General features: G+C 67.0%; 18 protein-coding genes. 5 read left to right on the forward strand and 13 right to left on the reverse strand.

What is annotated here, in order from left to right; translation table 11 throughout:
• Positions 1 to 628 (reverse strand): DNA translocase FtsK 4TM domain-containing protein (locus tag AC1DN0_RS22435; RefSeq protein WP_477146019.1); only part of this gene is annotated, 628 nt, incomplete at its 3' end.
• A gap of 258 nt (positions 629 to 886) precedes the next feature.
• On the opposite strand from AC1DN0_RS22435, the gene AC1DN0_RS22440 reads away from it, so the two are divergent.
• Positions 887 to 2,101: an EAL domain-containing response regulator gene (locus AC1DN0_RS22440; protein ID WP_441628565.1), complete on the forward strand. Its 1,215-nt coding sequence runs from the start codon at positions 887 to 889 to the stop codon at positions 2,099 to 2,101.
• A 43-nt stretch (positions 2,102 to 2,144) separates the two neighbouring features.
• On the opposite strand, the gene AC1DN0_RS22445 is transcribed toward AC1DN0_RS22440, so the two are convergent.
• Entirely contained in the window at positions 2,145 to 2,558 is a 414-nt protein-coding gene (locus AC1DN0_RS22445; RefSeq protein ID WP_045236369.1) for a DoxX family protein, read from the reverse strand.
• 177 nt (positions 2,559 to 2,735) lie between these two features.
• Positions 2,736 to 3,692 carry a LysR family transcriptional regulator gene (locus AC1DN0_RS22450; RefSeq protein ID WP_477146020.1) on the reverse strand — a complete coding sequence of 319 codons (957 nt, stop codon included), beginning with the start codon at positions 3,690 to 3,692 and terminating at the stop codon, positions 2,736 to 2,738.
• Between the two features lie 148 nt (positions 3,693 to 3,840).
• Here AC1DN0_RS22450 and AC1DN0_RS22455 point away from each other — a divergent pair, with 148 nt between their 5' ends.
• Positions 3,841 to 4,443: an FMN-dependent NADH-azoreductase gene (locus AC1DN0_RS22455; RefSeq protein ID WP_441628569.1), complete on the forward strand. Its 603-nt coding sequence runs from the start codon at positions 3,841 to 3,843 to the stop codon at positions 4,441 to 4,443.
• Positions 4,444 to 4,808: 365 nt separating this feature from the next.
• Positions 4,809 to 6,098: an ergothioneine biosynthesis protein EgtB gene (egtB, locus tag AC1DN0_RS22460; protein ID WP_441628571.1), complete on the forward strand. Its 1,290-nt coding sequence runs from the start codon at positions 4,809 to 4,811 to the stop codon at positions 6,096 to 6,098.
• A gap of 46 nt (positions 6,099 to 6,144) precedes the next feature.
• Here egtB and AC1DN0_RS22465 read toward each other — a convergent pair whose 3' ends face one another.
• From AC1DN0_RS22465 to AC1DN0_RS22485, 5 genes are all read right to left on the reverse strand, one after another.
• Complete coding sequence (locus AC1DN0_RS22465) at positions 6,145 to 6,834, reverse strand: ankyrin repeat domain-containing protein (RefSeq protein ID WP_441628700.1); 690 nt, start codon at positions 6,832 to 6,834, stop codon at positions 6,145 to 6,147.
• Position 6,835: 1 nt separating this feature from the next.
• A complete protein-coding gene (locus tag AC1DN0_RS22470; RefSeq protein ID WP_276288844.1) occupies positions 6,836 to 7,630 on the reverse strand; it encodes a TatD family hydrolase in 795 nt (264 codons plus the stop codon).
• Between the two features lie 135 nt (positions 7,631 to 7,765).
• Positions 7,766 to 9,586: an acyl-CoA dehydrogenase family protein gene (locus tag AC1DN0_RS22475; RefSeq protein WP_441628573.1), complete on the reverse strand. Its 1,821-nt coding sequence runs from the start codon at positions 9,584 to 9,586 to the stop codon at positions 7,766 to 7,768.
• Positions 9,587 to 9,628: 42 nt separating this feature from the next.
• Entirely contained in the window at positions 9,629 to 10,864 is a 1,236-nt protein-coding gene (locus tag AC1DN0_RS22480; protein ID WP_477146021.1) for a CaiB/BaiF CoA transferase family protein, read from the reverse strand.
• 39 nt (positions 10,865 to 10,903) lie between these two features.
• Positions 10,904 to 11,881: a Bug family tripartite tricarboxylate transporter substrate binding protein gene (locus AC1DN0_RS22485; protein WP_477111164.1), complete on the reverse strand. Its 978-nt coding sequence runs from the start codon at positions 11,879 to 11,881 to the stop codon at positions 10,904 to 10,906.
• A 156-nt stretch (positions 11,882 to 12,037) separates the two neighbouring features.
• Here AC1DN0_RS22485 and AC1DN0_RS22490 point away from each other — a divergent pair, with 156 nt between their 5' ends.
• Complete coding sequence (locus tag AC1DN0_RS22490) at positions 12,038 to 12,934, forward strand: LysR family transcriptional regulator (RefSeq protein ID WP_441628579.1); 897 nt, start codon at positions 12,038 to 12,040, stop codon at positions 12,932 to 12,934.
• Between the two features lie 15 nt (positions 12,935 to 12,949).
• On the opposite strand, the gene AC1DN0_RS22495 is transcribed toward AC1DN0_RS22490, so the two are convergent.
• The 5 genes from AC1DN0_RS22495 to mltG all read right to left on the reverse strand — a co-directional run bounded on the left by AC1DN0_RS22495 (position 12,950) and on the right by mltG (position 16,770).
• Complete coding sequence (locus AC1DN0_RS22495) at positions 12,950 to 13,471, reverse strand: GNAT family N-acetyltransferase (RefSeq protein WP_441628581.1); 522 nt, start codon at positions 13,469 to 13,471, stop codon at positions 12,950 to 12,952.
• A 48-nt stretch (positions 13,472 to 13,519) separates the two neighbouring features.
• A complete protein-coding gene (locus AC1DN0_RS22500) occupies positions 13,520 to 13,942 on the reverse strand; it encodes a PilZ domain-containing protein (RefSeq protein ID WP_441628583.1) in 423 nt (140 codons plus the stop codon).
• An 84-nt stretch (positions 13,943 to 14,026) separates the two neighbouring features.
• Positions 14,027 to 15,034 carry a DNA polymerase III subunit delta' gene (locus AC1DN0_RS22505; RefSeq protein ID WP_441628585.1) on the reverse strand — a complete coding sequence of 336 codons (1,008 nt, stop codon included), beginning with the start codon at positions 15,032 to 15,034 and terminating at the stop codon, positions 14,027 to 14,029.
• A gap of 117 nt (positions 15,035 to 15,151) precedes the next feature.
• Complete coding sequence (tmk, locus tag AC1DN0_RS22510) at positions 15,152 to 15,766, reverse strand: dTMP kinase (protein WP_477101693.1); 615 nt, start codon at positions 15,764 to 15,766, stop codon at positions 15,152 to 15,154.
• An 8-nt stretch (positions 15,767 to 15,774) separates the two neighbouring features.
• The gene (gene mltG / locus AC1DN0_RS22515; protein WP_441628702.1) at positions 15,775 to 16,770 is read right to left on the reverse strand and encodes an endolytic transglycosylase MltG; all 996 of its coding nucleotides are present in this window, start codon (positions 16,768 to 16,770) and stop codon (positions 15,775 to 15,777) included.
• A gap of 352 nt (positions 16,771 to 17,122) precedes the next feature.
• On the opposite strand from mltG, the gene ygfZ reads away from it, so the two are divergent.
• Complete coding sequence (gene ygfZ, locus AC1DN0_RS22520; RefSeq protein WP_441628589.1) at positions 17,123 to 18,118, forward strand: CAF17-like 4Fe-4S cluster assembly/insertion protein YgfZ; 996 nt, start codon at positions 17,123 to 17,125, stop codon at positions 18,116 to 18,118.
• Positions 18,119 to 18,122: the final 4 nt, after the last annotated feature.

Raw genomic sequence — 18,122 nt, forward strand, 5'->3', positions numbered from 1 at the left:
TGACGGCTCCCGGCGGCCCGGCTTGCTGCAGCCAGATCTCGCCTGGCTGCGGCGGCGAATTACGGGTGCGCGCCGGCGGCTGCCAGACGGGCTGGCGCCGCGCCGAAACAGCTTCAATGCCCTTGTGGCGCGGTACATGGTCGGCCGTGCCCGGCGCCGCGGCGTGCATCGCGCCCAGGTGCGTGGTCTCCCAGTTGTCCGGCTCGCGCGCGGTACGGGCGGGGGTGCGCAACGGCGCGGGATCCGCCTCTTCCGGCTCCGCCATGACGGGCTTGCGCAGGAACAGGCTGCGCCAGGTTTCCCCGAACACCATCGGCGCGGCCAGCGCCAGCACGCCCAGCATCAGCAGCAGGCTTGCGCTCCAGCCGAACATGCCGGAAACCAGGCCGCCCAGCGCACGGCCGGCGCTGCCGCCGGACGTGCTGCCCGCCATGCCGGCCTCGCCCGCGGCCCCCGTCAGCGCTTCGAGCGAAGCGCTCGCGCACAGCACGATCAGCGTGCCGAGCCAGACCCGCAGCGTGCCGCGTCCGCTAAAGAAACGGCGCTCACCGGCAAGCAGGCGCGCCACCTGTCGCCACACCAGCGGCACAAGCCACAAGGTCGAAAATCCGAACCAGCCAAAACCCATTATCGAAACGCCATCATCTAATACCTCGGGCAGCGATTGTAGCGGGTCTGGGCGCGGCGTTTCCGCGCAAGATGGCTGCGAGGACGGAATATCGCGCGATTTCCGTGAAGAAACGCCCTCCCCCGCCGTGCGGACCGCCATCGCCGAAGCCCGCGGCCCCCATGCCAGGACACGCGCGGCGCGCATCATGTGCGCTACTATGGCGCGACGCCCCTCTCACTTCATCGACCGTGCGGTCGATACATTCCCCAGCCAACCATGCAGACACGCTACGCCGGACTGTCCGCCCTGGTGGTCGATGACCACCCTTTCCAGTTGCTGGCGGCAGAGCAGTTGCTGACCCAGCTCGGCGTCAGCGAGGTGCAGTGCGCCGCCGAYGGCCACGCCGCGCTGGACCTGCTGGCGGCACGCAAGTTCGACCTCGTGCTCTGCGATATCGAGATGCCGGGGCTCAACGGGCCGGGCATGATGGACGAACTGACCCGGCGCAAGAACGCGTTCGCGGGCGCCCAGCCGCTGTGGGTCTGGGTGTCGGCGCTGCAGGACGACATCATCGAGTCCCATGTGAGCCTGGCCGATTCGGTCGGCCTGTCCGATGTGCGGGCGATTCGCAAGCCGATCTCGGCAGTGGTGCTGGAGGAAATCCTGCAGGATGTGCTGAGGCGCGACCTCACCACGGAAGTACCCGCGGCGGCACCGAGCCAGCCGGAAGACCACGACTTGCTGGCCGCGATGCAAACGCCTGGCGCCATCTTCATCATGCTGCAACCCCAGTTCCGGATCGGCAGCGGCGCGCTGGCGGGCGCCGAAGCGCTCTGCCGCTGGCGCCATCCGGAGCAGGGCCTGATCCGGCCCGACCTGTTCATTCCCAGGCTGGAGGCGCTGGGCGAGGCCGATGCGATCTTCCAGCTGGCGGGCCAGCAATGCCTGGCGGTGCAACGGCAATTGCTGGCGCGCGGCGTGCGCATCCCGCTCAGCATCAACGCATCCGCCCAGACACTATGCCGGCCCGGCGTACTGGACGCCTTCGATGCCATGGTGGAAGCCAGCGGCATGCCACGCCAGTTGTTGATCATCGAGCTGACCGAAGGCTATCCGGTGCACGACACCCGTGCCCTGTCGATCGCACTGAACCGCTTGCGCCTGCTCGGCTACGGCGTGGCGATCGACGATTTCGGGATCGGCATCGCGACCCTCAAGCTCCTGGCCGACCTGCCATTCACCCAGATCAAGCTGGACCGCTCCTTCGTGGTCGCCGTGCCGGGCAACGGCCAGCGCGCGGCGATCTGCCGCAACGTCATCAACCTCGCGCGCGACCTCAAGCTGGAGTGCGTGGCCGAGGGCATCGAAACGCCCGTGCAGCGCGATGCGCTGCAAGCCCTGGGCTGCGATCTTGGACAGGGCTACCTGTGGTCGCCCGCGCTGCCGCCCGATATGTTCGTGGCCGAGGCGCTGGGTCGCTGGACGCCCTGAGGACGCAGGCGGAGGGCGGACCGGAAAGCCATGGGCGGCTACGCTAGTTCCACTTGCCGCTGATGCCGCCCACGCTCAGGCGCCCCGCGCCAAGCAGCGCAACCGCAAGCGCCGCGGCCAGGAACATGGCCTGCAACTCCAGCGCCCAGCCGCCGGTGTTAGCCAGCGTGCCGATCTGCTTCATGTGCACCAGGCCGACCGCGACCAGCATGTTGCCGGCCACGATCAGTGCGCCGAGCCGGGCCCAGAGGCCCAGGATCAGCAGGACGGGCGCCACGATCTCGCCGATATAGACAAGGTACGCAATAGCCGGAGGCAACCCGGCCTGCGCCACCACCTGCGTCACGAACCCTGGCCCCTCGATGAGCTTGGAAATCCCATGCAACAGGATCAGCACGCCGAGCACGATGCGCAGTATCGCCTTGCCCAAGTCCTGGGATGCCTGAGAACCACTCATGGTTGTCACTCCTTTCCGGTCCGAAAACGAAAGCGCCGCAAGCAGGCAAGTCCAGCCGGGCAGCACTGACGAAGCGCCTTTAGCTCCACGCGAGGCACGCACATGTACCTTAGTGCGCCGCGCCGTGAAGGTAAAGCCACAAGTTGCACCGGCTCGTCATTGTCCGCATGCCTGTCCTCAAATCTGGCCAATCGGCCGGTGCATGCCGGGATGGCGCGGCGGCTGCATGCCGGCTTTGCGGGCCGTTTCGGGCAGGATGTCTGCAAGAAAATCGAGAAAGCGCCGCAGCGCCGGCGGCATCCCCTTGCGCGAGGGAAATACCGCATGCAGGGTGCCGACCGGCATGATCCACTGAGGCAGCAGCACTTCCAGTTCGCCGTTTTCGATGGCGTCGCGGCAGAACATGCGCGGCAGCATCGCCACGCCCACGCCCGCGATGGCGGCCTCGCGCAGCAGGGCGAATTCGTCGGTGATCAGGCGTGGCTCGTAGGCAATGTGGATGGACTGGCCGGTATTGCAGCTCAGCGTCCAGACATGCTTGCCATCGTGCGGCTTCTGGTTGACGCCGGGCATGCCGTCCAGCGCCTCGGGCGTACGCGGGCGGCCGATGCTGTCGAGCAGCGCCGGACTGGCAACCAGCATGAGCGGGCTTTCGCCGTAAGTGCGCACCACGAGCGAGGAATCGTCCATCACATCGCGCACGCGCAGCGCCAGGTCGAATCCTTCGGCGATGACGTCGACACGGCGGTTGGTAGCCTCCACCTCGATCCGAATCCCGGGATTGGCTTGCATGAAATGCCCGATCGCCGGGGCCAGCAGGCTTTGGGCGATCGCTACCGGACAACTGATCCGCAAATTGCCACCCGGCTGGTCGCGTGCCTGCTCGATCACTTCGCGCGCCGCTTCCGCCTCCGCGAGCATGGCGCGGCAGCGCTCGTAGTACGCCTCGCCAATCGGCGTCACGCGTACCTGCCGGGTAGTCCGGCGCAGCAATTGCACGCCCAGGTCGCGCTCCAGCTGCGCAATGCGCCGGMTCAGGCGGGACTTTGGCACGCCGCTGGCACGGCTGGCGGCGGAAAAACTGCCATGCTGGACCACCTGGGCAAACAGCGAGAGATCGTTCAGGTCTTGCATCGGACTTCCTCGGCGGGGGAGCGCGCCAGGGTAGCAGCCGGCTGGCGTTCTGCCCCTGGAACAATAAGTTCCATTTTGCCCCACTACCGGCATCAATGGCAGACCGCTATCTTTGCTTCATCCAACCCGAACCCCTGTGGAGATGAACATGAAGATCTTGCAAATCGACTCGAGCGTACTTGGCGGCCACTCCGCTTCCCGCACCCTGACCGCCAAGGTCGTGTCCGACCTGCGCGCCAGGCACCCGGAAGCCACCCTGACCGTGCGCGACCTCGACCAGGACGCTCCGGCACACCTGTCGAACGCACTGCTGCCCGTGCTGGGCGGCCCGAAGGACGGCCTGAACGCGCTGCAAGAAAGCGAACTGCAACGCACCGAAGCCTTCCTGAAGGAATTCCTTGAAGCCGACGTGCTGGTCGTGGGCGTGCCGCAATACAACTTCAGCATCCCGAGCCAGCTCAAGTCCTGGATCGACCGCATCGCCCAGGCCGGCCGCACCTTCAAGTACACCGAGACCGGCCCGGTTGGCCTGGCCGGCGGCAAGCGCGTGATCGTGGTGTCGTCGCGCGGCGGCGTGCGCCAGGACGCCAACGCCCTGGACCTGCATGAGCAGACCGTCGACGTGGTGTTCCGCTTCCTGGGCATCACCGATATCACGTATGTGCGCGCGCATGGCCTCGCCATGGGCCCGGAAGCCCGCGAAGCCAGCCTGGCCTCCGCCAACAGCGCCGTGGCAGCCCTGGCCGCGTGATCGCCTGACCGCCAGGCGGCGGCACGCCGCCGCGCCGCCAGGCAAAACGCCCGCCCGCATTCATGCCGGCGGGCGTTTTGCGCTCTGGCAAGCCGTTTCCCACCTCGTTGGCCGGCCCGCCCGGTGAGAGCATTGCCCCCGGTTTTGCAGGCGAGAGCCTGCTATGCCCCGTGCATGATCGGGTCTATGATGGTTCGGAACGCCCGAGCGGTTTCGGTGCACGTCCATCCAGGGGGAAGCCCGCGCGGCCTTGTTGCGAGGGCCTGGGTCGGAACCTGTCCGCAATCCACACGCCACGGCCAGCCGCCCTTCGCGCGGCATCCGCGGCAGATGCCAAGTCCGCAAGGTTCGATAAGGGAGCCCGCATGTCCTCTGCCCTGCTGCCTGCCAGCGCCGTGCATCCTCCGCACGAGCCGGCCCTGCTTGCCCGGTACCGCCACATCCGCTCGGCCACCGAGGCCATGGTCGCCGACCTGACCGACGCCGACGCCACGGTGCAGTCGATGGACGACGCAAGCCCGGCCAAATGGCACCTGGCCCATACCACCTGGTTCTTCGAGGAGTTCGTGCTGACGGCCCGCATCCCGGACTACGAGCCAGTCGACCCCCAATACCGCTACCTCTTCAACTCCTATTACGAGTCGGTCGGGGCCCGCCACCCGCGCCCGCGCCGGGGATTGCTCTCGCGGCCCTCGCTGGACGAGATCCTGGCTTAYCGTGAAGCGGTCGACGAAACCATGCTCGGGCTGCTCACGAGCGCGCAGACGGATGCCGAGGCAGCGCTGATCGAGCTTGGCCTGAACCACGAGCAGCAGCACCAGGAATTGCTGCTGACCGACATCCTGCACTTGTTCGCGCAAAACCCGCTGAAGCCGGCTTTCGCGCCGGAGTTGCTGGCGCCCGTCATCGCCGACCCGCGCCCGGCCCCCGAATGGATCCGCTTTGCCGGCGGCGTGGTCGCCATCGGCCACGACCGCGACGGCTTCGCCTTCGATTGCGAAGGCCCGCGCCACAATGTGCTGCTGCAGCCGTACCAGCTCTGCTCGCACCCCATCAGCAACCGCCAGTGGTTTGAATTCATCGAGGACGGCGCCTACCGTACCGCCGGCCTTTGGCTGTCGGATGGATGGCGCTGGGTCTGCGAACAGGGCATCGAAGCGCCGCTGTACTGGGAGGAACGCGAGGGCACCTGGTGGCAGATGAGTTTGCGCGGGATGCAGCCGGTCGATCCCGATAGCCCGGTCACCCATGTCAGCTTCTACGAGGCCGATGCCTTCGCCCGCTGGGCCGAGCGCCGCCTGCCAACCGAGGCGGAATGGGAGCATGCGGCGCGCAACCTGCCGGCCACCGGGAATTTTGTCGAAGGACGGATTCTGCGGCCGCTGCCCGACCGGCAGAATACCTCGGGCGCGCTGCGGCAGATGTTTGGCGACGTGTGGGAATGGACCGCCAGCCCCTTCCAGCCCTACCCGGGCTTCCGGCCGGGCGCCGGCGCGGTGGGGGAATACAACGGCAAGTTCATGTGCAGCCAGCTGGTGCTGCGTGGCGGTTCCTGCGTGACGCCGGAATCGCATATCCGCGCCAGCTACCGCAACTTCTTCTATCCGCACCAGCGTTGGCAGTTCACCGGCGTGCGCCTCGCGGACGACGCGTAGCCGGGGCGGGAACACGCCGGGCAAGACCGGCGTGCTTCCCGCAAATTCAGTTCCAGCCCTTTTGCGGGGACTGCGAACTTAGCGGCGTCTGCGGATACAGCTTCTGCCAGCGCGATTTCAGCCCGTCCGCGATTTCCTTCTGGTGGTAGCGCTCGGCAAAGTCGATTGCCGTCATGCCCTGCTGGTTCTTCAGCCGCATGTCCGCGCCCTCGTCCAGCAGCAGCTTGACCGTCTCGATATGGCCGCCGCGCGCTGCCATCATCAGCGGCGTGGTGCCGTTGGGGCTTTCGGCGTCGATATAGGCAGCGTGATCAACCAGGAACTTGACGATCTCGTTGTTGCCGTTGGTCGCCGCGTAGTGCAGCGGCGTCCAGCCCGTCTTGTTGATCTCGACCTCCATCTGGTCGACCATCAGCTTGACCATATCGAGTTCGTTCTGCAGGCTGGCCATCATCAGCGGCGTCTCGCCGGCCGCATTGGTCTTGTCGAAATCGATATTCTTGGCGCGGATCAGTGCCCCTGCCACCTTCAGCGACTTCTCGCGCAATGCCACCACCAGCATGGGATTGCCCTTGGCATCGACAAGGTTGGGATCGACGCCGCGCGCCAGCATCTTCTGGACGGCGTTGATGTCATCGAACTCCACCGCCTTGCGCATATCGTCGGCGGGCGTCGCCCAGGCAACGGTGCCGCAAAGCAGCGCCGCGACAGCGGCGAGACGCCGTACAGCCTTCATGTTAAACATGAGTATTCCTATCTATATGCTTGAAAAGACGGAAGAAATTGTCGGAAGTCTGCTCCGCCAATTCCTCGACCGGAATGCCGCGCAGATTGGCGATGAATTCGCCCACATGGCGCACCCAGGCTGGCTGGTTGGTCTTGCCGCGGTAAGGCACGGGCGCCAGGTAAGGTGAATCGGTCTCGATCAGCATGCGCTCCAGCGGTATCTTGCGCGCGGTTTCCTGCAGCTCCACCGCGTTCTTGAATGTCACGATGCCGGAAAACGAGATGTGGAAGCCTTCATCCAGCGACTGCCGGGCGATCTCCCAGCTCTCGGTGAAGCAATGCATCACCCCGCCGGCGGCGCGCGCGTCTTCCTCGCGCATCAGGCGCAGGGTGTCGTCGGCGGACGAGCGGGTATGGATGATGAGCGGCTTGCCGGTCTGCCGCGCGGCGCGGATATGGGTGCGGAAACGCTCCCGCTGCCACTCCATGTCGGCGATGCTGCGGCCGTTCAGCCGGTAGTAGTCGAGCCCGGTCTCGCCGGTGCCGACCACCCGCGGATGCGCCGAAAGCGCCAGCAGGCGCTCCAGCGTGGGCTCCTCGCCCTCCTCGTAGTCGGGATGCACACCGACCGAAGCGTAGAGATGCGGAAACTGCTCGGCGAGTGCCAGCACGCGCGGGAAATCTTCCAGCGTGACCGAGATGCACAGCGCATGCGTTACCTGGCTGGCACGCATGTTCTCCAGCAATTCGGGCAAGCGTTCGGCCAGTTCGGGGAAATCTAGATGGCAGTGGGAATCGACAAACATTGGGGCGGTTTCCGTATAGAGACGCCGCCGCGGGCGGCGCCACCCGCCATTGTATCCGGTCGTGCCCGCGCGCCCGCCCACGGCGGATCAGCGGGCGCGGCCCGCCGCCGGATACGCCACTTGCGCCAGCCCGGATCAGGCCGGGGCGATCGCCGCGCAGGCCTGCTCCAGCGTGAGCGGCGCCGGGTCCAGCAGCAGCCGGCACGCCGCGGATTCGCCCTCCTCATCCGGGCTCGCCAGCGGATCGGATGGCAGCAGGCGATGCCGCAGCAGCGCGTCGGCCAGTAGCAGCCGGCGGGCGTCGACGCCAGGCCGGGTAGCCTCCCAGGCCATCAGGATGGCGGCACTGGCGTGGTAGAGGGCGCTGGCGGCACGGCGGCTCTCCGCCTCGTGCCGCGCGCCGCCGGCCACGGCCTCGGCGAGCGAAGCGGCACGTTGCCACCCTTGCCACAAGGCCTGCCGCAGTGGCGCCGGCAGGTTCCCGGATTGCTCCAGCCGACCCGCCAGCAAGCTCCCCAGGGCACGGTGAGCCCCTTCCTTTCCCACCGCCCGCTGGATGGCATCCAGCGCATTGATATTGCTGGTGCCCTCCCACAGCACGCCGATGTGGGCGTCGCGGACCAGCCGCGCGTTGACGAAATCCTCGATATAGCCGTTGCCGCCCCGCACTTCCATGGCGCCGGTCGCCACGGCGATATTGTCCCGGCAGGCGCGCAGCTTGATCAGCGGCGTCAGCAGGCGCAAGGCTTGCCGTGCGCTACCGTCGCCCTCGCCCTCGCCCTCGCCCCCGCCCTCTTCCTCGCCGGCCCGCCGCATGGCGTCCGCCGTGGCCATGACCATCGACAAGGCCGCCTCGGTGGGGACCATGATCTTCAGCAATTGCCGCCGCAGCAGCGCATGGCCAATGACCTCGCGCCCAAAGGCAGAGCGGTGCCGCGCGGCCTGCAGCGCTTCGTTCAGGCAACGGCGCATCATGGCGGCAGCGCGCACCGCGTGCGACAGGCGCGACAGGTTGACCTGCTCCATCATCTGCTTGAGGCCCTGGTCGAGCGCGCCCACCGGATAGGCCACCGCCCCTTCGAGCCGGACTTCGCCGCTGGCCATCGACCGCGTGCCCAGCTTGTCCTTCAGCCGGACGATGCGGTATGTGTTGCGGCTGCCATCGTCCAGCCGGCGCGGCAGCGCGAACAGCGCGAGCCCTCGGGTGCCCGACGGCGCGCCTTCGGGGCGGGCCAGCAGCAGGACAACGTCCGCGTCGGCATGCGAGCAGAACCACTTCTCGCCGTACAGGCGCCACTGGCCACCTTCCTCGCGCGCCACGGTCTCGATGGCACCCACGTCCGAGCCGCCGGCCTTCTCGGTCATGAACTGGGTGCCCTTCCAGAGCGACGCCAGGTCGGCGGACAGCATGCTGGGCAGCAATTTTTGCTGCAAGGCCTGGCTGCCGAACTTGCGGATCAGGTGGATCGAGGTATCCGTCACGCTGATCGGGCACATCTGGCCGAACTCCGACTGCACGAACAGGTACTGGAAGGCGTATTTCGCCGCCGGCGCCAGCGGCGCGGCGCACCCCAGCACGCCGGCGCGGTGGCCCATCGCATGGAACTGGAAATCGGCGAAGGCGATGTGTTCCATCTCCTGGTAGGCCGGGTGGTATTCGATCCAGTCGTCGTCCTCGCCCCAGCGGGTGCGCGCGTGAAGCACCGGGGCGTATTTGTCGGCCACCGCCGCCAGCGCATTCAGACGGCCGCCGGCCAACTGGCCCATGCGCTGGAAATGCGGCAGCAGGTGCTGGTGTTCCTGCGCCGGCAGGTACAGCGCCAGCAGGTCCCGCAGGCCCCGGTCGAGCGCGAAGAAATCCAGGCCGGCGCAATCCGGCGCGAGGTGGCGGGAGCTGGTCCCCGCATCACCGGGGCGTGGACTGACGAACTCGGCGTAGCTGGCTTGGAAGGACATGGGAGCGTTCCGGCAAGGAGGATGGAAGGACGAGAGACGTATTCAGATCACGCCGGCAGCGCGCAGGCGGATCAGATCCTCGGGTGCCATGCCCAGGCTGTCGCCCAGCACGGCCTCGGTGTGCTCGCCGAGGACAGGCGGCCCGCTCTGGTAGTCCAGCGGCGTGGCGGAGAACCGCATCGGGCTGGCGATGGCGGGACAGGTCCCGCCGGTGGAAAGCGGCAGGTCCACGCGGATGCCGCGATGCCGGACCTGCGGATCATCGAAGGCCTGGGCAAAGTCATTGATGGGACCGCAAGGCACGCCGGCCGCTTCCAGGCGCGCGCGCCAGGCTGCAGTAGTGTCGGCGCGCATGATATCCGCCAGCACCGGCAACAGCGCGTCGCGGTTGACCAGCCGGCCGCTGACCCTGGCAAAGCGCGCATCGGCGGCAAGATCCGGCCGGCCGATGGCCTCGCAGTACGAGGCAAACAGTCCGTCGTTGCCTACCGCCACGATCAGCTTGCCGTCCTGGGTGGCGAAGACCTGGTACGGCACGGCGTTGGGATGCGCATTGCCGTAGCGGCGCGGGACCTTGCCCGAAGCCAGGTAGCCAACCGCCTGGTTGCTGCCAAGCGCGAGCGCGCAATCGAGCAAGGCCATGTCGATATGCTGGCCCAGGCCGCTGCGCTCGCGCCATGCCAGGGCGGCCGTGATCGCGAGGCTGGCGTACAGGCCGGTGGTCATGTCGGCCACCGCCACGCCGAATTTCTGCGGCCCGCCGCCTTCGCATTCGCCGCAGGCATCGTCGGGCTCGCCGGTCAGGCTCATCAGCCCGCTCATGCCCTGGAAGACGAAGTCGTAGCCGGGACGGTGCCGATAGGGGCCGGTCTGCCCATAGCCGGTGACCGAGCAATAGATCAATCCGGGGTTGGCCGCGCGCAGGTCCTCGTAGCCGAGCCCGAAGCGCGCCAGCGTGCCGACCTTGTAGTTCTCCACGAGCACATCGCAGGTGGCTGCCATGCGCCGGACGATCTCCTGGCCTTCGCTGGTCGCGAAATCGACAGTGACCGATTTCTTGCCCCGGTTGGTTGAGGCGTAGTAGGTGGAGTCCTGCCGTTCCTGTCCGGCGTCGACGGGCATCCAGGGCGGCCCCCAGCCGCGGGTTTCATCGCCCGCGCCGGGCCGCTCGACCTTGATCACCTCCGCGCCCAGGTCGGCCAGGTTCTGGGTGCACCAGGGGCCGGCCAGCACCCTGGTCAGGTCGAGTACGCRGATATGGGAAAGCGGTTTGTTCATGTTGGCATGGTCGTGGCTTGGGTGGCGGGTCGTGCTTGTTCAGTCGGCGCGGATGTGCGCGGCCGTGATCACCTTGCCGTAGCGGGCGGTTTCCTCGCGGATATAGGCACCGAAGGCTTCGCGGTAATAGCCCACCGGCTCGGCCCCGCTGCGCAGCAAGGTTTGTTGCACCGCCGGCTCGGCCACGATGCGCTCGATCTCGCTGGCCAGCCGCTCCACCACGGCGGGCGGCGTGGCGGCGGGCGCCACCAGGCCGACCCAGGCCGACATCTCGACGCCGCCGAAGCCAAGCTCCGCCGTGGTCGGCACATCGGGCATCACCGCCGAGCGCTTCGCGTTCATCACGGCAAGCGCGCGCAGCTTGCCCGCCGTGATCTGCGGCAGGCCGGTGAAGGCGGGCTCGAAGGTCATCGACACCTCGTTGGCCATCACGGCGGCCTTGGCCGGCGCGCTGCCCTTGTACGGCACGTGCAGCACGTCGATCCCGGCGCGCGCCTTCAGCATCTCGCCGGCAAGATGCGCGGTCGAGCCGTTGCCATACGATGCATAGCTCAAGCTGCCTGGCTTGGTGCGGGACAGTTGCACCAGTTCGTCCATGGTCCTGGCGGGCACGGCAGGATTCACCACGATCACGCTCGGCGCTGTGGCAACCAGCGCGATCGGCGCGAAACTCCGGGCGGGGTCGTAAGGCAGCTTCGGGTACAGCCAGGGATTGATGGTCAGCGTAGTATTGGTGGCCGCCAGCAGCGTGTAGCCATCGGCGCTGGCTCCTGCGACCTGCTCCGCGCCGACGATGGTGGCTGCCCCCGGCCGGTTTTCCACCACCACAGGCTGGCCAAGCCGCTCGCCAAGGCGCAGGCCGATCACGCGCGCCACGACGTCCGTCATGCCGCCGGCCGCATAGGGCACGACGATGCGAATGGGCTGGCGCGGATAGGCTTGCGCGGCGGCCTTGGTTGCTGTCATCACGGTCAGCAATGGGGCAATGAGCAAGACGACGAGGGTCTTCGGATTCACGGCTGTCTCCCTGGTTCTTTTTATTGCGCGCCGCTGGCCGCGGAAGGCCGCCGCGGGTGGGTGCGCAAGAACCATTCTCAAACTCGCGAGTTTTCTCGTCCAATATCGTTTTTTGCGCTATTTATATCGGTATTGAATCAATCACCCTGGACTTCCATGGACCTTCGACAGTTGCGCTACTTCGTTGCCGTCGCCGAGGAACTGCATTTCGGCCGGGCGGCCGAGCGCCTTGCCATCACCCAGCCGCCGCTGAGCTTCAACATCCGCCAGTTGGAAGACTCGCTCGGCTTCGCGCTGCTGCGGCGCAGCACGCGCGAGGTTGCGCTAACGCCCGCCGGGCGGGTGATGTACCAGGAAGCGGTGAAGATCCTTGCCCTGGCGCGCGATGCGCAGGGCCTGGCGAGCCGGGCCGCCAAGGGGGAAACCGGCGCGGTGCACGTCGCCTTTGTCGGCTCGGCCATGCTGACGAAGCTGGCCGCGGCGATTCATGCGTTCGCGCAAGAACGGCCGGGGGTGGAGGTGGTGGTGCACGAGCTGAACAGCTTCGAGCAGATCGAGGCGCTGCAGCGCGGCCTGATCGATATCGGCATCGCGCATCCGCGCGTCATCCCGGTCGGCCTGGCGTCCCGCGTGCTCTATGCCGAACGGTTTATCTGCGTGTTGCCGTCGGATCATCCGCTGGCGGCGCAGGCGCAAGTCGATCTGCGGCAATTGCGCCTGGAAGATTTTGTCCTGTTCCCGCGCCATTTCGCGCCGGAGTACTACGACAAGATCGTCGCCCTCTGCATGGGCGCCGGCTTTACGCCCAGCATCCGCCATGAAGTGCGCCATATGCTGACGATCGCTACGCTGGTATCGCAGAACTTCGGCGTTTCGCTGGTGCCCGCGTCGGTTGCGCTGGTGCAGTTGCCCAACCTGGCCTGCCGGCCACTGGCAAGGCCGGGCCGGGCCTCCGAACTGCATGGCGTCTGGCGCGCGGACGAGCAGGCGCCGGCCGTGCTGGCATTGCTTGCCGCGCTGGAGGCAAATGGAAATGGGGAGATGCAGGCCTAGGCAACCGCCATCCGGTTACTCCCCGGGCTTCGTCAAATGCCGGCCGAGGATGACCAGGTCGCGCTCCACGCCGTCAAGCACCGCCACGCGCGGCAGGTTACCCCAGCTCTCGAAGCCGAGCGAGGCGAACAGGCCCAGGCTGGGCGCGTTGTGGCCGAAGATGAAGCCCAGCAGGGTGTTGACCCCGATCCGCGGCGCATGCGCGATGGCCTGCTGCAGCAGGAAGCGTCCCAGGCCCTGTCCCCGGCGGCTGGCGTCGAGATAGATCGAGACTTCCGCGGTGGCGCCGTAAGCCGGGCGCCCATAGAAGTCGGAAAAACTGAGCCAGCCGGCCATCTTCCCTTCTCTGTCCTCCGCCACCCACAGCGGCCGCCGCCCGGGCTTGTGTTCATCGAACCAGGCCTGGCGCGATGCCACCGTGACCGGCTCGGTGTCCGCCGTGACCATGCGCGACGCCACGGTGCTGTTGTAGATGGCAACGATGGCAGCGAGGTCGCGCTGCTCCGCGACCCGGACGGAAAAATCGGAATCACTCATTTTGAAATTCTTCTAAAACAATAACTTGGGCAACAAAGTTAAGGTCAACTACAAAGTCTGGGTGGCCTTGGCCGATTCGATCGTCTTGCCCAGGATCTCTTCCACCGTGCGGCGCAGGTTGCGGCCCATATCGTCGTCCGGCAAGTGAATCCCGATGCCCGGTGTCTTGTGCGGCGTGCCGACGGGCGTGATCCATGCCACCTGGCCCGCGATCTGGTACTTCTGCGGCCGGTCGAGCAGCGACAGCACCAGGAATACCTGCTCGCCCAGCCTGAAGGGCCGGTTGCTCGGGACAAAGATCCCGCCGCGCTGCAGGAACGGCATGTAGGCGGCATAGAGCCCTGCCTGGTCCTTGATCGAAAGCGAAAGCACGTTCGGCCGGGAGGATGCGCCGGGAACGGTCGGCGCCCCAATTCCACCTGCGGCGCCGGGAATGCTGGCGCCCCGTGCCCCTGTCACTTCTGTGTTCATGACTGACCCCTTGCTCACTCTATGGCCTTCAGGCCTTATTGGACTTATTGGACTTATTTCAACTACCTATCCGAGCGCCCCGGCTTACTGGAACAACTGCCGGTACTCCAGAAACACGGATTCCATGACCAGCCGCGCCGCCAGCGGGTGATTCTCGCTGCGGCGATGGTTCAGCAGCCGCGCCGAGAAGGCCTGCAGCCGGTGCGCATCGGTGGCCTGCGCGCAGCGTGCCAGGACCGCTTGCTCGCGCGGGAAATAGCGCGGCACCGGGGCGGCCGCCAGGCGCGCCGACAGCAGATCGTACGTCCAGCGCTGCAAGATGCCAAGCACCGACGGCACCGGCATCTTCTGGACCTGTTCGGCTGCCCCCAGGGCATCGAAGCCGGCGCCCGCGCCAAGCTGGCTCACCAGCCAGCGCTGCATCGGCTGCTCCTCCGCTTCGGCCGCGTGCAGCGCGGTCAGCGGCGAGCCGCCGGCCAGCGCCAGCTGGGCCTCGGCATCGCCCACGCCCTGGCTGCCGAGCCAGGCCATGGCGTCGGCGGCGCTGGGCCGCTGCACGGAGAACTGGCGGCAACGCGACAGGATGGTGGGCAGCACGCGGTCCAGGCGGTCGGTCACCAGCAGGAACACGGTCGACGGCGGCGGCTCCTCCAGCGTCTTGAGCAAGGCGTTTGCACCCTCGCTTTGCAACGCATCGAGCGGATAGACAACCACTAGGCGCAGGCCGGCACGGTGCGTGCCGATACCCACGGTATCGATCAGCGCCCGCACCTGTTCCATGCGGATCACCTTGCTGGGCGTCTTCTTCTTGCCGCTCTCGTCGGTCTCGGCGTCGCCCGCGGCCTCCATGGCTTCCGGGCGCACCACGCTGAAATCCGGATGATTGCCCTGGCTGAACCAGTGGCAGGCAGAGCATGTGCCGCAGGGCTGGCCATCGGGCCGCGGTGTTTCGCACAGCAGTCCCTGGGCGAAATGCAGCGCCAGGTCGCGCTTGCCGATGCCTTGCTGGCCGTGAATCAGCAAGGCATGCGGGAGCCGCTCGCGCAGCGCGTTCAGCCGTTGCCAGTCTTCTTTCTGCCAGGGATAAAGCATGCGAATCAGTGAGTTAGGGTTGAAACTTCGAGTGACTACATAAATTGAGAGTGCAATGACGTGCGCCAGCCGCTGCAAGGTCCACCACTATCACAATCTGCGAATAATGATGTCAATTCAAAGTGTTGCCAGAATTGTCTCAAGCTCCACCTGAATTCCGGCAATGGTCCGGGTGGCGTCGATGACCCGGAAGCGCTGCGGGGATTCGGCCGCGCGGCGCAGGTATTCCTGCCGGGTGCGGTCGAAGAAGGCGCGCGACTCGGCCTCGAACTTGTCTGGCTCGCGGGCACCGGCCAGCCGGGCGCTGGCGGTTTCCAGCGGCACGTCGAACAACAGCGTGAGGTCCGGCTGCAAGCCGTCCTGGACCCATGCCTCAAGCACTTCGAGGCGCGCGCGCGGCAAGCCCCGGCCCCCGCCCTGGTAGGCAAAGGTGGCGTCGGTGAAGCGGTCGGATACGACCCAGTCGCCGCGCGCCAGGGCCGGCTCGATGACTTCGGCAATATGTTCGCGGCGAGCGGCGAACATCAGCAAGGCCTCGGTTTCGAGGTGCATCTTGCGGTGCAGCAACAGTTGCCGCAGGTCCTCGCCAAGCGGCGTGCCACCCGGTTCGCGGGTGGTGACAACGGCGACATCGCCGGCCAGGCGGGCGCGCAGGCGCTCCGCCACCCACTCCACGTGGGTGCTCTTGCCGGCACCGTCGATGCCTTCGAATGTGATGAATTTTCCGCGCATGGGGAGACTTATTTGCCGCGCTGGTATTTGTCTACCGCGCGGTTGTGTTCGGGAAGCGAGTTGGAGAAATGGCTGCTGCCGTCGCCGCGCGCCACGAAATACAGCGCATCGGACGGGGCCGGCGCGGTGGCCGCGGCCAGCGAGGCCAACCCGGGCAAGGCGATCGGGGTGGGCGGCAGGCCGTTACGCGTATAGGTATTGTAAGGGGTGTCGGTCTGCAGGTCGCGCTTGCGGATATTGCCGTCGAACCCTTCGCCCAGGCCGTAGATCACGGTTGGGTCGGTCTGCAGCATCATGCCCTTCTTCATCCGGTTGACGAATACGGCGGCGATCAGCGGGCGCTCGGCCGGCTGGCCGGTTTCCTTCTCCACGATGGAAGCCATGATCAACGCTTCATAGGGCGACTTGTATGGCAGGTCGGGCGCCCGGGCGTTCCAGGCATCTGTCAGGCGGCGCTGCATCGCGCGGTAAGCATGGCGGTACAGTTCCAGGTCGCTGCTGTCGCGCGCAAACAGGTAGGTATCGGGGAAGAACATGCCCTCCGGGGCCGGCTCGGGCGCGCCGATCGCCTTCATCAACTCCGCATCCGACAAGCCGCGGCTATCGTGCTTGAGCGCCGGGTGCGCATCCACGGCGGCGCGCATCTTGCGGAATTCCCACCCCTCGATCACGGTCAGCACATAGTGGTTGACCTCGCCCCGGGCGATCTTGCCGATCACCGACAGCGGCGTGGCGCTGCTGTCGAACTCGTAGCCGCCGGCCTTGAGGTCGGCGCTGTGGCCGGTAAGCCGCACCAGCAAGGCAAACAGGCGCGGATCCATGCGCACGCCGCCGCGCTCGATCTGGCGGCCGACGCTGGCCACGCTGGAATTGGGCTTGATCACCACCTCGATCGGCGAGGCCGACAACTGGAGCGGACGATTGGCCCACCAGGCAAAGGCACCGGCGGCGGCAATCGTGAAAACCACGGCGACCAGGGTCAGTCGCAGGAAAATACGTTTCATGTAGGACAGGTAGTGGTGGCGCATCATGCGCCCCGGCAACGCCGGCCGCGCGCTGCATCAATTGCGCAGGGCGCCGGCTGAAATGGCGACAGCCTCATATAATACCGGGAGCCTTGCTCCGCCACGAGCGCGCCCCATATGCCGGAGATCAACCGGACAGCGGCGCCCCGGCCCGGCGGGCTCCGGTTTGCGCCATACACCGTGCCATTTACCGTGCGATTTACCGCGCTTTTTGCTGCCACATTCACTGTCATTCGTCGGCGTTTATAGCTTTGTAGCCTTTGTGCCTTTTGTCGGCGTTTGCGCCTTCCATCCGGCGCTGCCCAGCGCCCTCTTGCTTGCGATACCTGCCATGAATTCCCCTACCCCCGACCTCGCCACCCAGTTCGAAGCCGTGCGCCAGAGCGGAGTCGTCTGCCGGCCCGCGCAGCTGGGCCTGATCCGGGTTGCCGGCGACGACGCCGGCAGTTTCCTGCACACCCAGCTCACCAACGCCGTCGACGATCTCGCCACCGGCACCGCGCGCGTGGCCGGGTATTGCTCGCCCAAGGGCCGGCTGCTCGCCAGTTTCCTGATGTGGCGGGACGAAGAAGGCATTGTGCTGCAACTGTCGGCGGACCTGCAGCCCGCCATCCAGAAGCGCCTGTCGATGTTCGTGCTGCGCGCCAAGGCGCGCCTGTCCGATCTGACGCCTGACCGCGCCGTGCTGGGCGTAGCCGGCGCCGGCGGCGCCGCGGCACTGCAGGCAGCCGGCCTGCCCGCCCCCGCCGAGCCGTGGTCGACGGGGGCAGCAGGTGCCGCTACCGTGATCCGGCTCCCCGATGGCGCCGGCCTGCCGCGCTGGCAGGTGGTGCTTCCGGCCGAACAGGCAACGCAGGTGCAAGCCGCGCTGTCGGCGCAACTGCTGCCGGCGGACGCGGCGGTGTGGGACTGGCTGGAGGTGCAGGCCGGCGTGCCGCGCATCGCGCTTGCCACGCAGGAGCAATTCGTGCCGCAGATGATCAACCTGGAACTGGTCGGCGGCGTGAGTTTTCGCAAGGGCTGCTATCCGGGCCAGGAAATCGTGGCGCGCAGCCAGTACCGGGGTACGCTCAAGCGCCGCATGTGGCTGATCCACGGCGAAGGCGAAGTGCCGGCCGCGGCCACCGAGATCTTCCGCCCCGAGGATCCCGAACAGCCCTGCGGCATGGTGGTCAATGCCGCCGCCGCGCCGCAAGGCGGCTGGGACGGCCTGGCCGAACTCAAGATCGATGCCGCCGGTGGCGCCCTGCACCTGGGTAGCGCCGGCGGCAGCCCGGTGCGCGTGGGCGAACTGCCCTACGCGGTACCCATCGGCGACGCAGCCTGAACCG

Source organism: Cupriavidus sp. 05N39 (assembly GCF_056397325.1).

Coding starts and splice junctions, on each gene's coding strand:
- AC1DN0_RS22445 (WP_045236369.1), bottom strand. CDS start 2,558: ATGAGTGGTTCTCAGGCATCCCAGGACTTGGGCAAGGCGATACTGCGC.
- AC1DN0_RS22505 (WP_441628585.1), bottom strand. CDS start 15,034: ATGCTTTATCCCTGGCAGAAAGAAGACTGGCAACGGCTGAACGCGCTG.
- AC1DN0_RS22455 (WP_441628569.1), top strand. CDS start 3,841: ATGAAGATCTTGCAAATCGACTCGAGCGTACTTGGCGGCCACTCCGCT.
- AC1DN0_RS22490 (WP_441628579.1), top strand. CDS start 12,038: ATGGACCTTCGACAGTTGCGCTACTTCGTTGCCGTCGCCGAGGAACTG.
- AC1DN0_RS22470 (WP_276288844.1), bottom strand. CDS start 7,630: ATGTTTGTCGATTCCCACTGCCATCTAGATTTCCCCGAACTGGCCGAA.
- ygfZ (WP_441628589.1), top strand. CDS start 17,123: ATGAATTCCCCTACCCCCGACCTCGCCACCCAGTTCGAAGCCGTGCGC.
- AC1DN0_RS22475 (WP_441628573.1), bottom strand. CDS start 9,586: ATGTCCTTCCAAGCCAGCTACGCCGAGTTCGTCAGTCCACGCCCCGGT.
- AC1DN0_RS22500 (WP_441628583.1), bottom strand. CDS start 13,942: ATGAACACAGAAGTGACAGGGGCACGGGGCGCCAGCATTCCCGGCGCC.
- AC1DN0_RS22465 (WP_441628700.1), bottom strand. CDS start 6,834: ATGAAGGCTGTACGGCGTCTCGCCGCTGTCGCGGCGCTGCTTTGCGGC.
- mltG (WP_441628702.1), bottom strand. CDS start 16,770: ATGAAACGTATTTTCCTGCGACTGACCCTGGTCGCCGTGGTTTTCACG.
- AC1DN0_RS22495 (WP_441628581.1), bottom strand. CDS start 13,471: ATGAGTGATTCCGATTTTTCCGTCCGGGTCGCGGAGCAGCGCGACCTC.
- tmk (WP_477101693.1), bottom strand. CDS start 15,766: ATGCGCGGAAAATTCATCACATTCGAAGGCATCGACGGTGCCGGCAAG.